Source organism: Pseudomonas sp. FBCC-B1667, from assembly GCF_059133255.1.
Map to the genome: position 1 here is coordinate 5,749,686 of NZ_CP101437.1, position 15,315 is coordinate 5,765,000.

Sequence of the window (15,315 nt, forward strand, 5' to 3'; positions counted from 1 at the left end):
AGCATGCTGAAACTGACAGGACTCACCTTGGCCGCGCTCGCCCTGAGCGCCACCGCCCACGCCGATGTCGATCTGAGACTGGGCAGCACCGAACGCGTCACCCGGCTCTTCGCCTACCCCAACAATTGCAACGTGATCTGCTTTCGCAGCTGGACGCTTGAGCAGACCGTCGAGCACTACCTGACCCAAAGCGTGCAACGCGACGGCTACAGCGCCGCAAAAGTGCGCGTCAAAACGGATAACCATCAGCTCTACGCCGACATCAGCGGCGTGCCAAAGGGTTACGAAAAACCGCTGGCCGCGCTGCTCGATGCCGGCGATCTGGCCTACACCGGCGCCAAAAAACTCAACGCCGACAGAATATGGGCCTACAACTGGTACTTGTTCCTGCCGTTGGGCATGGCCCTGGAAAACCGCAAGAGTGTCGAGCTGCTGCACTTCCCGCCGGATTACTCCCTGACCCAAGCCCAGGATTACCTGCGCTCCGCGACCACGGATCGCTGGGCCACGTTGCTGACGGATAACGGTATCCCCGCCAACCAGACGCCGGGCTATCAGACCATCATCGACATCGCGCCCATTGCCGCCCCGGCCAGCGCCGGCAAGGATCTGGAGGGTGTCTACGGCTACTTCAAGGATTACCAGACGACGATGGTCAAGGAAGTCAGCCAGAACGCCAACGGTGCAGCACTGCCGATGGTCGCCTTCGGCGCGCCGGTGCGTAACTGGCTCAAGCAGCAATATGGTGTGACTGTAGACGTATTGGGCCTGGCCACCATCAGTCCGAAGAAAGACCTGAACGTGCCGGTGCTGGGCTCGAACCATCCAAGCTACATCTGGTACGCCGCCAACCCGGACAGCTATACCGGTGAGGATGCTCAGGCGAAGGCTGATGCGGCAGGTCTGGCAGTCATGGGCCAGGATTTGAGCGCGGCGTGCTGGCAGGCCGGAATGGGCAGCCAACCGGGCAGCGACCCTGCTGCCCAGCTGAAAAGCTGCACGCAAACCTGGCAAGTGACGCAGAAAGAAAAAACCTGCGAGTTGTTCTACACCTCAATCCGCGACCTGACGCCCGAACAAGCCGTGGCCAAGTGCGCGACAACGCCGATCAAGGCGCAACTCAACCAGCTGCAGGCCCCGGCGCCTGCGACAACCAATGCGGCACCTGCGCTGTAATCGATTTGCGCGTCAGCCAAGGTTGACGCGCGCGCCTCCAGATCGGTTTAAAGCGGCCGCAAGCGGTATTGTGGCGGCAATTGTTCAAACCCGCTGATGGTCGTGTTCAAGCTTTTCCAGCGACCATCCTTGATCCCGTAGATGCAGCCATGGATCGACAGTGGCTGCCCACGGTGCCAGGCGTTTTGCACGATGCTGGTGTGGCCGACGTTGGCCACTTGCTGGATCACGTTGAGCTCGCAGAGCCGATCGACCTGTTCTTCTTCAGTCGCCAGTTCGGCCAGTTCTTCGCGTTTTTCATAATAGAGGTCACGGATCGAGCGCAACCAGCCGTCGATCAGGCCCAACTGACGATCCTGCATCGAAGCCCGCACACCACCGCAGCCGTAGTGGCCGGTGACCAGGATGTGTTTGACCTTGAGCACGTCCACCGCGTACTGAATTACCGACAGGCAGTTAAGGTCGGTGTGCAGCACCACGTTGGCTACGTTGCGGTGCACGAACAGATCGCCCGGCAACATACCGACGATCTCGTTGGCCGGCACGCGGGCGTCGGAACAACCAATCCACAAGTATTCCGGCGTCTGTTGGCGGGCGAGCTTGGAGAAGAAGTCCGGATCTTCCTGTTTGATCGCTTCGGCCCAGCGTTCGTTGTTATCAATCAGATCTTGTAATTCGTTCATGCTGTAAAGCCTCAAGAATGATGCGCTGGTTTGACAGACAACCACCCGTCGGGGTCACGCGTTTGATGCAAGTCAGGCCGGTGGAATTCTCAGGAGCCCAGTAGGTCCACCCTAGTAAGGCCCACAGTATGAGGAATTGCCATGACTGAATCACGACGTCCGTACGATGCGACGCAACCTGAGCCAATCGACGACAATGAAGACCGCATGGGCTCGATGCAAGAGCTGGACTTCGACGAGGATGAACCCAGCGCCAAAATCGGTGACGAATTGCCGGAAACCGAACGCGAACGCCTGATGCCCCGCGAACGTGTGCGTGAAGCCGGTATGACGGGGGCTTCGTCCGATGATCACGAGTCTACCGAAGATGACATGAGCCCGGAAACGTTGATCCATGAGGATGGTGCGCGGGACGCGCATGAAGCGGGTGAAGGTGAGCAGGCGGATTGGGATTTGAGCATTGTCGATGAGGATGACATTGGCGGGGGAAACGGGCTGGACGAGGCGGAGATGGCGCGGCGGGATCCGATGGATGGTAACCGCTGATTTATAGCGTCTGTTAAGCCGCCTTCGCGAGCAAGCCCGCTCCCACACTTGACCGAATTCCATATGAAGAACGCGACTAAATGTGGGAGCGGGCTTGCTGGCGAATCTTTTAAGGGAGTCAGTCGACCAGGGTGCAGGCCATGACCACTGCATCTTCGCGACCGCCTACGGCCGGATAATAGTCCCGACGCCGGCCAATCTCGTTAAACCCGTACCGCTCATACAACCGAAACGCCGACCGGTTACTGTCGCGAACTTCCAGAAAACACTCCCGCGCCTCAGCCTTGTAGGCAATCGACATCAAATGCTCCAGCAACGTCAAACCCAGGCCACGGCCCTGATTTTCCGGTTTGACGGTGATATTGAGCAGATGTGCTTCATCGAGAATGATCTGCACCACGCCGTGGCCGACTTGCTGCGAACCTTCGAACATCAGCCAGATCTGGTACTTGCCCAACCCGTCGAGAAAAATCCCGCGGGTCCAGGGATGGCTATACGCCGCGTATTCAATTTTCAGCACAGCGTCCAGGTCCGCCTCGGTCATCGGGCGGAACGATACAGCGTCACTCATTTGATTCTTTCCAGCGCGCCATCAGCCGACGCATGGCTTGCCAGACATCAGCCTTACGCTGTGGCTCTTCCATTAATAATTCCAGACCCGGCAGGGCCCAGACCGAGCCCAGGCCTTCGACCTGGAGTTCACGGTTGAACGATTCGGCATTGGCTTCACCGGCAAAACGCACTGCCGGCAGGCCGATCAGCCACACGCAGACGCACGGGGCGTCTTCGATGCGCGCCGAGAGAAAGCCCTGCACGAAGTCGCGCGCCGCTTCCGGGCCTTGATCCATGGTGCCGCGAGCCAGCAGCGGCCAGCGTACTGGCTCGCCGACGATCTGCGGGCTGTCCGGCAGACCCGCGGCTCGCAGCATGTCTTTGAGCAGCAGATACGCGGGATCGCGGGTCTGGAAGGTTTCGCCTGTGGGTAACTCCACCAACAGGAGGCAGCGTCCGGCGCGCAGCAATTGCAGGGCGAAGCGCGGTGGCGGCACGTGCACCACCTTGGCGACGACCGGGGCCGCCTCTTCTTCGACCTTGGCGTTGGTGCGCGTACTGGCCAACGAAGGTCGCGGCACTTCGATTTTCACCCGTTCGGCCGGTTTGACCTGCGGTTCCACGGGCGAATCAGCCACAGGCGCGGGCGCAAACGGAGCCATCGGCGCGACGACCAATGGCTCAGGCATCTCCAGCAGCTCGGGGCGCGAGGGCGCGGCAAAGGGCAATTCGGTGCGCGGCAGCCAGTTGACCACCTGCATGGCGGTCAGATAAGCGCGGCGACGGGTCTCGATAAGCAAAGGTCGGCCACTTGTGGATAACTGATAGTGCGCTGATTCTACCGCCCTTCGCTCAAGATCGCCCGCGCTTGATCGATAGAAAACCTACTGTCTGTCCCGAGAGTGAATCGCATCGCCCGTGATGCAGTACAATCGCGGCTTTTAATCGCCAACCAGCCGGCCATTCCGATGATCGAACCCAAGCGCGTCTTGCGCGCCCTCGCTGAACACTGGGCACTTCTGGAACCACTGTGCGAGCACTTCGACCAAGGCACCCTGAGCCTCAACGAACTGCGTTCACAATTGGCCGCCCAGCAACTCGACAGTACGCCGCAGGACATCACCAGCCTGTTGGACGTGTGGATCCGCCTCGACATTCTGGTTCCCGTGGCGAAAAGCCCGAACCGGTTCGAACTCAATGCGCAGATCCATGACTTCCTCGCGTACCTGCGCCGTGAGCACCGTCTGGGCCTGTGCCTGGAAATCGAAGCCTACCTGCGTCACCTCGAACGCCTGGCCGGTTACATTCAGGACGCTTTCGACATTCGCGATGGCCATGATCTGGCGCGCCAATTGCGCTTGCTCGATATGCGTGTCCGCGATGTATTGAAGAAACTCGATAACGACGAACAGGCACTGGTGGCCGTGGCCGAACGCGCGAAAACCAGCGATCGGCAGATTCCTTTGCGTCAGCGTTACGCGGAAGTACTGGCGACCTGGGACGAATACGTCGAGCCGATGATTGAGTTGGTAAACGCCGACGGCGCCTTCGAACAAGGCGTGCGCAAGGTCGAAACCGTCCTGTTGAAGATGCTCAGCGAGCAGCAGCGCCTCGGCCATCTGGTCGACGATGACATGCTGCTGCGTACCCACGCCCGTATTCTCGAAATGCAGACCAGCGCGCAATTGACCCTGCGTCATGCCCGCGAACTGCTGCTGCCATTGCGTGAAGAAGCCCGTCGCCACAATGCCGTGACCCGTGGCGCGGCGCTGGCCCTGTCGGCCATCCGTCGTAAAGGCATCGATGCAGTGCCGCAAGCGGCGATGCCGATGTTCACCCGCCCGCAAAGCACGTTCCTTGGCAGTGCGAGTCAGGTCGAAGCCTACGTGTATGCGCTGGCCCGTTTCGAACCGAAACCGGCGCGTTTCCCCAAGGCTCACAAGACCCAGAAAGGCGAAGCCCCGCGCGCGCCACGGACCGTTCGCGAAATGCTCGAACGCTGCGAAGACGCGCTGCCGATGCCGGACCTGATGACCTGGCTGCTGGAGCAGGAACCGGACGGCGCGACCGACGAATTGCTGTACTGGTTCTCGCGCCTGTCGCGGGAGAAACGCTTCAAACGCGAGCGTCTGGAACGCCGCGATTACCACACTCATGAGCACCAGGTCAGCCTGCGCTCCTTCGCCCTGCTCTCGGCCGGCGACACCGCTACCGAGAATTCTGCGAGCACACCCAATGCATCTTGATCTTTCCGAACTGTCCCAGCTGGCGCCGATCTTTCGCGAGCTGTTCAAGGGCTACCACGTCAGCCGCCGCGACCCGGAGCTGTACGCGCAACTGTCGAACTTCCAGGACCAGTACCGCACGCTGTTCAGGGCGTTAGGCTATGAACTGGTGTGCGACACCCGTGGTTTCTACTACTTCGTGCCGGACCTCGCTGCCGCCGCGGTGAACAAGACCGCGCAACGTCTGGCGCTGTTCACCTTTATCCTCGTCGAGCATCTGGCGGATCAGGGCCGTGACCCGGTTGCCGTGCTCGACGGCGGCAGCCTCGGCCGCGATGAATTGCCGTCCTTGCTGGAAAAGTACCGCGACCTGTTCATCCAGGCCGAAGTGCAGACCGTCGAAGAGCTCGAAGAAAAAATCATGCGCCGCATGACCCAGCTTGGTTTCGCCGGCGAAGAAAACGGCATCTACCGTTTCCTGCCGCCGATGCACCGCTTCCTCGACGTTTGCCTGTCGGTGCAGCAGGACCGTGATCTGGCGGCCAGCCTGCACAGCGTGTTGCCATTGCCGGTCCCCGTGCTGATCGATGACGACAGCGATCAAAAGCTGTTGGAAACCGATGACCCGCTGGACCTGAGTGACTTCGAAGAAGAAAGCGAAGAAGACGCCATGGCCCGCGCCATCGCCGAAGAACAGGAGACCGACGCATGAGCAAGGAACGCTACGGCATTCGCCGCTTTGCCCTTTTGAACACCGCCGGTTACAGCCTCGGCCTGTTTCCGCTGGAAGAGCCTTTGTCGGTCTACGGCGCGAACAACCTCGGTAAATCCGCCTCGATCAACGCCTTGCAGTTCCCGATTCTGGCGCGCATGTCGGACATGAGTTTCGGCAAGTACAGCCTGGAACAATCCCGGCGTTTCTACTTCGCCTCGGACACCAGTTACATCCTCGTTGAAGTGTCGCTGCCCCACGGCCCGCATGTGATCGGCGTGGTCGGTCGCGGCCCGGGCGGTGGTTTCGGTCACCAGTTCTTTGCCTATGCCGGCAAACTGGATCTGGCGCACTACCAGAAGAACGACACCTGCCTGCGCCAGAAAGAACTGTTCACCAACCTTGAGCGCGAAGGCCTGAAAGCTTACGAGTTGAAGCCTGATGAACTGCGTCGTTTACTGGTCGGCGGTCACACCTCGATTCCGCTGGACCTGACGCTGATCCCGCTGCGCTCCACCAGCGAGCAGAGCCTGAAGACCTTCCGCGCACTGTTTATCAACCTGCTGCACATGCGCGAAATCACCGCAGCCAAACTCAAGCAATTGTTCCTCGATGCGTTCGAGCACAGCCTGCGCTCCGGCAGCGTCGACTACATCGCTGCCTGCGAAGAAGCGTTCCGCGATGTGCGGCGCATGGAGCAGGACTACAACTCGCTGGTCACCGCCGGCCCGTTGGTTGAAGCGCTTGCCTCGGGCGTTGCGCAGCGCAACATCCTGCGCGGCAAACTGCACCGGATCTCGCCTTTACTGGATTCGCTGCTCGGCACCTGGTCGGACTACGCCAGTGCGCGCAAGGAAGAGCTGACGATTCAGGCCGAGCATTACCGCAACGAGCAGGACGCGCTGCAAAACGATCAGCGCGGCGGCACGCAAGAACTGATGCGACTGGAACGGGAAATCACCGGCATCCAGCGCTGGCTCGGCGAGTTGTCGGTGCTCAAGCATCGCTTCGCGTTGGTCGATGACGTCAAGGTGCTGGAGCAGCAACTGCTGGCCGCCAAGGATGCGCACGATGAACTGGCTGGTGCGCTGGCACAGTCGCGGCAGTTCTCTGCCGAAGACCTCGAAGAGCGTCTGCGCGATCTGGAAAAACGTCTGAAGTCGGTCAAGCAACAACTCGATCACGCCGACAACAACAGCTACGCCCGTCTGCGCGAAGAATTCTCGCAGCAGGACGTCGAGCGCCTGATGCGTTTGTTCAACAGCGCGCTGTTCAGCCTGCCTCTGGGTGAGCATGGCATCACGCTGGACGAGGACGGTCAGTGGGTCAAATCCATGGAGCTGATCCTTGACGGTTTCAAAGGCGAGCGCTTCGAAGTGCCGGGCCTGTCCATCGACATCTCGCACATCGAGCCGCCAGCGCTGCAAGCCTTGGCCGACCGCGCTGCGTTGCGCGATCAGAAAGAGCGTCTGGACAAAGAACTCAAGCAGCTCAAGACCCAACAAGCCGTGGCCGCCGACCGCGCCGCGAGCAAGACCCAGACCGAAGCGCTGTACCAGCAAGTGCTGGATGCGCAGAAAGCCCTGGAAGATTTCCGTCGCGCGCAAACCCTGAGCGCCGAGGAAGGCGACAAGCTTGAGCAACTGGCGCAGATGGAAGCCGCGCAGGACGAGTTGAAGCGTTCCAGCGATGCCTTCACCGAACGCGTCCAGCAACTGTCGGCCAAGCTGCAACTGGTCGGCCGTCAGATCGGCGACATGGAAGCCAAGCAACGCACCCTCGACGACGCCCTGCGCCGCCGACAGCTGTTGCCGGCAGACCTGCCGTTCGGCACACCGTTCATGGACCCGATCGACGATTCCATGGACAACCTGCTGCCGCTGCTCAACGACTATCAGGACAGTTGGCAAGGTTTGCTGCGCAGTGACGGTCAAATCGAAGCGCTGTACGCGCAGGTCCGCCTCAAAGGCGTGGCCAAGTTCGACAGCGAAGATGATATGGAACGTCGCCTGCAGCTGCTGATCAACGCATATGCGCACCGCACCGACGAAGCCCTGACCTTGGGCAAGGCACGCCGCGCGGCGGTGACCGACATCGCCCGGACCCTGCGCAACATTCGCAGCGACTACGACAGCCTCGAGCATCAACTGGCGTTGTTCAACCGCGAGATCAACAAGCGTCAGGTGTCCAACCTGCAAAGCTTCCGCATCGTGCTCGCGCCGAACAAGGAAGCGCTCAAGCACATTGACCAGATCATCCACAGCGCCGGCCAGTATGAGGAAGGCGAAACCCTCTCCGTGTTCGACCTGAGCCAAAGTGCAGAGCAGGACAATAAGAACGAAGAAGCCAAGGAATACCTGGCGCGGTTGGTAGCGGCCAACCACAACCAGCTGGGCCTCAAGGACTTGTTTGAACTGGCGTTCGAGATCACCAAGGTCAATGGCCAGCCGGTGATCCACACCGACATCGACGGCGCCGCGTCCAACGGCACCACGATGACCATCAAGGCGCTGACCAACATGTACTTGCTGCTGCACTTGATGGACCGTGACCAGGCCGGTCGCGTGCGCCTGCCTTACTACCTCGACGAGGCAGCAGATATCGACGAGAAGAACCAGGCCGCGCTGCTGGAAACCAGCCTGCAACTGGGCTTCGTGCCGATCCTGGCGAGTGTGAAGCCGCAGGTTTGCGCCAGCGTTGCGATTGACCTGGAAGGTGGCAGCGGGCCGAACGGGATCTACATCGATGAGGCGGACTGGAAGTACATTCGCCGACATGATGAGGTGAAGGCGAGTGTTGTTGCGCAGGCGGATGAGCCGGAGCTGGATGCGGTTTAAGTTAATCCGCTGGATATGAAAAAGCCGCGATCCAATGGATCGCGGCTTTTTTATGGGCGATAGACTACTTGCCGATTGAGATCTTCGGTGCCCAGTTCAGCCATTCCTCTTCAAACTTGTCGAACAGCGGGAAGGTTTGCTCAGCTCGCGCCGGACTGCCCATGCGATCACCGTCCGGGGTGGCGAAGGCAATGCCGCCCTGAATCAGCGTCTCCAGTGATTCAGTGCGAACCGTTGCGCCTTTGAACAAGCCGTAGTCAAAACCAAAACCACTGCTGTTCCAGAAACGCGTACCGCTGCGCACCAGCGGCGCGTATTTCGGTTCGATCAGAATGTGCACCAGCACACGATCTGCCGTCTGCCCAAGCTCGTAGCCCGTGACCTTGCCGACAGTAATTTCGCGATACGTCACCGGCACACCGGTTTTCAGCGAACCCCGACGCGCGGCGCTCAGGACCAGACTCAGACCGGCTTCCTGCTTGGCTGTCTCTGGCGGATTGGCCAACGCTACGAAGTTCTTCTGCGGGCCGAGGTTCTTCGGGGCAGGTTGTACTTCGATGTATTGACCGGTCACCAGCGTTTCCAGATTGCGGGTCTTGATCAGGCCCAATTCAGGTTTGACTACCCAGAACTGAGTGCCGACCCGGGCAATGCGCTCCGGCACTTCGGTGATTCGCGCGGTCAGCATCACCGATTGCAGATCATCGGTGAGGTCAACGTCTTCGATCTTGCCGACATCCAGTCCTTTGAATCTCACCGGCGTGCCGTTACGCAGGCCATCGGCGCGCTCAACCTTGATGGTGACCACGGTGCCTTTCTGATTGGCTTCATCGTGGTTGGCGAACAGACGGAAACGCGGGATCTTCTTTTGCAGCGGGGCTTTGGCTTCCGGTGTCTCAAAGGCGATGCCGCCGGCCATCAGGCTTTGCAGCGACTCACTTTTGACCTGTATCCCGCCCGTCAGTCCGCCCGTGAGCGTGATCCCACTGGCATTCCAGAATCGCGTCGAGGCATTGACCAGCCCTTCGTATTCCTTCTCGATGTGAACGCCAATCACCAGTTGTTTCTTGGTCTTGGAGAACTGATAGCTTTGCACCGAACCGACTTTGACCTGCTTATAGAGAATCGGGCTGCCGACTTCCAGCGAACCGAGGTTCTCGGTGAACAACACCAAGTGCAAGCCCGGCGAACGCAGGTCTAGCGGCGGCGCCTTGGGCCGTGCCACGAATTCGCGTTGCGGCGCGGCGCCTTTGTCGCCAGGGCGCACGGCGATGTAGTTACCTTTGACCAGCGCTTCCAGACCGGTGATCCCGGCGAGGGAAATTGACGGCTTGACCACCCAGAATTGAGTGCCGGTGACCAGATAGTCTTCGGCCAATGGATCAAGGGTCAGTTCGGCGGTGGCACCGGACAGGTCCGGATCAATCTTCAGCGCTTTCAGGTTGCCGACCTGAATGCCTTTGTACATCACCGGCGTGCGTCCAGCCTGCAAGCCTTCGAAATCGGTAAGTTTGACCTTGACCCGAATACCGGCGGCAGCGGCGTCGAAGTCTTCGTAGAGACGGAACGGCAGGCTCGGGTCGGTGGGCGGGCTGTCCTTGCGGTTCTCTGGCGTGGCAAACGCGATCCCCCCGGCGACGATGCTGGCAAGCGACTCACTGCGAATTTTCACACCGGACAAGTTGGCGTCAATGCTGATGCCGCTGGCGTTCCAGAAACGTGTGTGTTTGCGCACCAGATTGGCGTAGGTGGGCTCAATGAACACTTTAAGCTCGACGGTACTCTGGTCTTCCGAAAGCACATAGCTTTTGATCTGGCCGACCTTGATCTGCTTGTAAAACACCGGGCTGCCACGGTTCAGCGAACCGAGGCGATCAGCCTTGATGGTCAGGTGCAAACCCGGCTTGGCGTCGGACAGCGGCGGCTCTTCTGCAAGCGCCTTGAATTTGCGAGTGGGCTCGCCTTCACCGGGGCTGATCGCCACGTAATTACCCGACACCAACGTTTCCAGACCGGTAATACCGGCCAGCGTGACGCTCGGTTTGACCAGCCAGAAGCGAGTGCTGGTCCGGAGGTATTGCTCGACATCCTTGTTCATCTCGATGGACGCAATCACGCCTTTGGAAGCGCCTTCGTCATCGAGCTTCAGGGCTTTCACCTTACCGACGGGCATGCCTTTGTAGACGACTTCGGTCTTATTGGCCTGGATGCCTTCGCCGCTTTCGAATCGCACCTGAACTTCGATGCCTGTCTCGTTGTAGGCGCGCCAGCCGAGCCAGCCGCCAATAATCAACGCAACCAGGGGCAGGATCCAGATGGCTGACCAGTTCGAGGCCGGTCGGGTTTTCGCGGTAGGCAAATCAGTCATGGTCGTCGTCCGACTCCGTGTTATCCCAAATCAGTCGGGGATCGAAAGAAACTGCGGCAAGCATTGTCAAAATCACCACACTGGCAAAGGCAATGGCGCCAAGATTGGCTTCGATGCTGGCAAGCCGTCCGAAATTCACGACCGCCACCAGGATAGCGATCACAAAAATATCCAGCATCGACCAGCGGCCGATGAACTCAATAAAGCGGTACATCCAGATACGCTGGTGAGCCGAGAGTGGCTGGCGGCGCTGTATCGAAAACAGCAGCAAGCCGATACCTACCAGTTTGAACGTCGGCACTAAGATACTGGCAATAAACACCACTGCCGCGATGGGAAACATGCCGTAATGAACCAGGTCAATCACGCCGGACATGATGGTACTTGGAGCCCCCTTGCCGAGTGAATTGATGGTCATGATCGGCAGCACGTTGGCAGGAACATACAGAATCGCCGCGGTAATCAGCAGCGCCCAGGTGCGCACCAGGCTGTTCGGGCGACGGGCATGAACCAGCGCACCACATCGGGTGCAGACTTGCTCGTCGGTGTCAGCTTCCTGCCTGTTCAACTCGTGGCATTCCGCACAAATCAGAATGCCTGCATCAATCGCCCGCATGGGCATCCTCTCCTGATAAAGCCTGCCAGATCTGATGAGGCGACATCACAACCTCCAACCCGACCTGAACCAACAGCAAACTGATAAAACACACCAGACCAAGACCTACGCTAATGGCTGCCATATCTGCCAGTTTTACGAACGCGACCAGCACGCCCATGAGGTAAACCTCGAGCATTCCCCAATCCCGTAGATGGTGATAAATGCGATAGAGCAACAAGCCGTAGCTGCGTCCGATATCAAAGCGAATGCTCAACAACACGGCCAATTGGCACAGCAGTTTGAGCAACGGGATCCCCATGCTGCACAGGAACACAATTACCGAGACGCTTTGCATGCCGGTGTCGAACAACGCCACGACGCCGCTCCATACGGTGTCGTTTGACGATTGTCCGAGTAGATTGAGCTGCATGATGGGTAAAAAGTTCGCCGGCACGTACAACAATAAAGCGGCGATAACCAAAGCGAGACTGCGTTGTACGACGTTGTGCCGGTGGGCGTAGAGCTCATAGCCGCAGCGTGGGCACAGCGCTTTCTCGCCATGGGCGAGTTCGGGTTTGCGCATCAGCAAGTCGCACTCATGACACGCAACCAAATCGTCCAGCGGTAATTCTGACAGCCTTGCGGTGTCAACCGGATCTGACATAAAGGCTCTGTTCCGAAAAAGTTGGACCTATTCTAGAGGCATGAGTCGAAAATAACTGCGCCAATTTGTGCGTTAAAGGTGAGTACTTTTTCGCAGACAAAACAAAACCCCTACCTGCATACGCAGATAGGGGTTTCGGAATTTAATCTTGACGATGACCTACTCTCACATGGGGAAACCCCACACTACCATCGGCGATGCATCGTTTCACTGCTGAGTTCGGGATGGGATCAGGTGGTTCCAATGCTCTATGGTCGTCAAGAAATTCGGGTACTGAGTCGTGGCCAGTTGGCCGCGCTTCAGCAAATTGGGTATGTGACAGCTTTCGGTGTTTTGTGAGCGTCGAACTTTCGGTTCATTTCGTCTTCACACACCGCAATCTGATGCTCGTTCGAGTAGTCAAATTGCTTGGGTGTTATATGGTCAAGCCTCACGGGCAATTAGTATTGGTTAGCTCAACGCCTCACAGCGCTTACACACCCAACCTATCAACGTCGTAGTCTTCGACGGCCCTTCAGGGGACTCAAGGTCCCAGTGAGATCTCATCTTGAGGCTAGTTTCCCGCTTAGATGCTTTCAGCGGTTATCTATTCCGAACATAGCTACCCGGCAATGCCACTGGCGTGACAACCGGAACACCAGAGGTTCGTCCACTCCGGTCCTCTCGTACTAGGAGCAGCCCCTCTCAAATCTCAAACGTCCACGGCAGATAGGGACCGAACTGTCTCACGACGTTCTAAACCCAGCTCGCGTACCACTTTAAATGGCGAACAGCCATACCCTTGGGACCGGCTTCAGCCCCAGGATGTGATGAGCCGACATCGAGGTGCCAAACACCGCCGTCGATATGAACTCTTGGGCGGTATCAGCCTGTTATCCCCGGAGTACCTTTTATCCGTTGAGCGATGGCCCTTCCATACAGAACCACCGGATCACTAAGACCTACTTTCGTACCTGCTCGACGTGTCTGTCTCGCAGTCAAGCGCGCTTTTGCCTTTATACTCTACGACCGATTTCCGACCGGTCTGAGCGCACCTTCGTACTCCTCCGTTACTCTTTAGGAGGAGACCGCCCCAGTCAAACTACCCACCATACACTGTCCTCGATCCGGATAACGGACCTGAGTTAGAACCTCAAAGTTGCCAGGGTGGTATTTCAAGGTTGGCTCCACGCGAACTGGCGTCCACGCTTCAAAGCCTCCCACCTATCCTACACAAGCAAATTCAAAGTCCAGTGCAAAGCTATAGTAAAGGTTCACGGGGTCTTTCCGTCTAGCCGCGGATACACTGCATCTTCACAGCGATTTCAATTTCACTGAGTCTCGGGTGGAGACAGCGCCGCCATCGTTACGCCATTCGTGCAGGTCGGAACTTACCCGACAAGGAATTTCGCTACCTTAGGACCGTTATAGTTACGGCCGCCGTTTACCGGGGCTTCGATCAAGAGCTTCGCGTTAGCTAACCCCATCAATTAACCTTCCGGCACCGGGCAGGCGTCACACCCTATACGTCCACTTTCGTGTTTGCAGAGTGCTGTGTTTTTAATAAACAGTCGCAGCGGCCTGGTATCTTCGACCGGCATGGGCTTACGCAGTAAATGCTTCACCCTCACCGGCGCACCTTCTCCCGAAGTTACGGTGCCATTTTGCCTAGTTCCTTCACCCGAGTTCTCTCAAGCGCCTTGGTATTCTCTACCCAACCACCTGTGTCGGTTTGGGGTACGGTTCCTGGTTACCTGAAGCTTAGAAGCTTTTCTTGGAAGCATGGCATCAACCACTTCGTGTTCTAAAAGAACACTCGTCATCAGCTCTCGGCCTTAGAATCCCGGATTTACCTAAGATTCCAGCCTACCACCTTAAACTTGGACAACCAACGCCAAGCTGGCCTAGCCTTCTCCGTCCCTCCATCGCAATAACCAGAAGTACAGGAATATTAACCTGTTTTCCATCGACTACGCTTTTCAGCCTCGCCTTAGGGACCGACTAACCCTGCGTCGATTAACGTTGCGCAGGAAACCTTGGTCTTTCGGCGTGGGTGTTTTTCACACCCATTGTCGTTACTCATGTCAGCATTCGCACTTCTGATACCTCCAGCAAGCTTCTCAACTCACCTTCACAGGCTTACAGAACGCTCCTCTACCGCATCACCTAAGTGATACCCGTAGCTTCGGTGTATGGTTTGAGCCCCGTTACATCTTCCGCGCAGGCCGACTCGACTAGTGAGCTATTACGCTTTCTTTAAAGGGTGGCTGCTTCTAAGCCAACCTCCTAGCTGTCTAAGCCTTCCCACATCGTTTCCCACTTAACCATAACTTTGGGACCTTAGCTGACGGTCTGGGTTGTTTCCCTTTTCACGACGGACGTTAGCACCCGCCGTGTGTCTCCCATGCTCGGCACTTGTAGGTATTCGGAGTTTGCATCGGTTTGGTAAGTCGGGATGACCCCCTAGCCGAAACAGTGCTCTACCCCCTACAGTGATACATGAGGCGCTACCTAAATAGCTTTCGAGGAGAACCAGCTATCTCCGAGCTTGATTAGCCTTTCACTCCGATCCACAGGTCATCCGCTAACTTTTCAACGGTAGTCGGTTCGGTCCTCCAGTTAGTGTTACCCAACCTTCAACCTGCCCATGGATAGATCGCCCGGTTTCGGGTCTATTCCCAGCGACTAGACGCCCTATTAAGACTCGCTTTCGCTACGCCTCCCCTATTCGGTTAAGCTCGCCACTGAAAATAAGTCGCTGACCCATTATACAAAAGGTACGCAGTCACCCAACAAAGTGGGCTCCCACTGCTTGTACGCATACGGTTTCAGGATCTATTTCACTCCCCTCTCCGGGGTTCTTTTCGCCTTTCCCTCACGGTACTAGTTCACTATCGGTCAGTCAGTAGTATTTAGCCTTGGAGGATGGTCCCCCCATATTCAGACAAAGTTTCTCGTGCTCCGTCCTACTCGAT

General features: G+C 57.9%; 11 protein-coding genes and 2 rRNA genes (1 of these 13 cut by a window edge). 5 read left to right on the plus strand and 8 right to left on the minus strand.

Annotated elements, in window-relative coordinates; translation table 11 throughout:
- Positions 1–3: 3 nt before the first annotated feature.
- A complete protein-coding gene (locus NL116_RS26600) occupies positions 4–1,176 on the plus strand; it encodes a hypothetical protein (RefSeq protein WP_494374730.1) in 1,173 nt (390 codons plus the stop codon).
- Positions 1,177–1,223: 47 nt separating this feature from the next.
- Here the strand turns inward: NL116_RS26600 and can are convergent, their stop codons facing one another.
- Positions 1,224–1,859, minus strand: a complete 636-nt coding sequence (gene can, locus NL116_RS26605) for a carbonate dehydratase (protein ID WP_494374731.1) — start codon at positions 1,857–1,859, stop codon at positions 1,224–1,226.
- Positions 1,860–2,000: 141 nt separating this feature from the next.
- Between can and NL116_RS26610 the strand changes: the two genes are divergently transcribed.
- Positions 2,001–2,405, plus strand: a complete 405-nt coding sequence (locus tag NL116_RS26610) for a serine kinase/phosphatase (RefSeq protein WP_494374732.1) — start codon at positions 2,001–2,003, stop codon at positions 2,403–2,405.
- A 118-nt stretch (positions 2,406–2,523) separates the two neighbouring features.
- Here the strand turns inward: NL116_RS26610 and rimI are convergent, their stop codons facing one another.
- Positions 2,524–2,976, minus strand: coding sequence for a ribosomal protein S18-alanine N-acetyltransferase (rimI, locus tag NL116_RS26615; RefSeq protein WP_214378714.1), 453 nt, complete (start codon positions 2,974–2,976; stop codon positions 2,524–2,526).
- Positions 2,969–3,718 (minus strand): energy transducer TonB, encoded by a 750-nt coding sequence (locus tag NL116_RS26620; protein ID WP_494378141.1) that lies wholly within the window; start codon positions 3,716–3,718, stop codon positions 2,969–2,971. The genes rimI and NL116_RS26620 overlap by 8 nt, the downstream gene beginning before the upstream one ends.
- A gap of 207 nt (positions 3,719–3,925) precedes the next feature.
- Here NL116_RS26620 and mksB point away from each other — a divergent pair, with 207 nt between their 5' ends.
- The 3 genes from mksB to mksF are packed head-to-tail and all read left to right on the plus strand — an operon-like array spanning position 3,926 to position 8,731.
- On the plus strand, positions 3,926–5,203 hold the full coding sequence (mksB, locus tag NL116_RS26625) for an Mks condensin complex protein MksB (protein WP_494374733.1): 1,278 nt from the start codon (positions 3,926–3,928) through the stop codon (positions 5,201–5,203).
- Complete coding sequence (mksE, locus tag NL116_RS26630) at positions 5,193–5,894, plus strand: Mks condensin complex protein MksE (RefSeq protein ID WP_494374734.1); 702 nt, start codon at positions 5,193–5,195, stop codon at positions 5,892–5,894. The genes mksB and mksE overlap by 11 nt, the downstream gene beginning before the upstream one ends.
- The gene (gene mksF / locus NL116_RS26635; protein WP_494374735.1) at positions 5,891–8,731 is read left to right on the plus strand and encodes an Mks condensin complex protein MksF; all 2,841 of its coding nucleotides are present in this window, start codon (positions 5,891–5,893) and stop codon (positions 8,729–8,731) included. The genes mksE and mksF overlap by 4 nt, the downstream gene beginning before the upstream one ends.
- A gap of 64 nt (positions 8,732–8,795) precedes the next feature.
- Here the strand turns inward: mksF and NL116_RS26640 are convergent, their stop codons facing one another.
- The 5 genes from NL116_RS26640 to NL116_RS26660 form a co-directional block, all read right to left on the minus strand.
- The gene (locus tag NL116_RS26640; RefSeq protein WP_494374736.1) at positions 8,796–11,099 is read right to left on the minus strand and encodes a PqiB family protein; all 2,304 of its coding nucleotides are present in this window, start codon (positions 11,097–11,099) and stop codon (positions 8,796–8,798) included.
- Positions 11,092–11,715 (minus strand): paraquat-inducible protein A, encoded by a 624-nt coding sequence (locus NL116_RS26645; protein ID WP_494374737.1) that lies wholly within the window; start codon positions 11,713–11,715, stop codon positions 11,092–11,094. The genes NL116_RS26640 and NL116_RS26645 overlap by 8 nt, the downstream gene beginning before the upstream one ends.
- Positions 11,702–12,361: a paraquat-inducible protein A gene (locus NL116_RS26650; protein ID WP_494374738.1), complete on the minus strand. Its 660-nt coding sequence runs from the start codon at positions 12,359–12,361 to the stop codon at positions 11,702–11,704. The genes NL116_RS26645 and NL116_RS26650 overlap by 14 nt, the downstream gene beginning before the upstream one ends.
- A 146-nt stretch (positions 12,362–12,507) precedes the next feature.
- Positions 12,508–12,623: ribosomal RNA gene (gene rrf, locus NL116_RS26655) — 5S ribosomal RNA — on the minus strand.
- Between the two features lie 157 nt (positions 12,624–12,780).
- Positions 12,781–15,315: ribosomal RNA gene (locus tag NL116_RS26660) — 23S ribosomal RNA — on the minus strand (it continues 357 nt past the right edge of the window).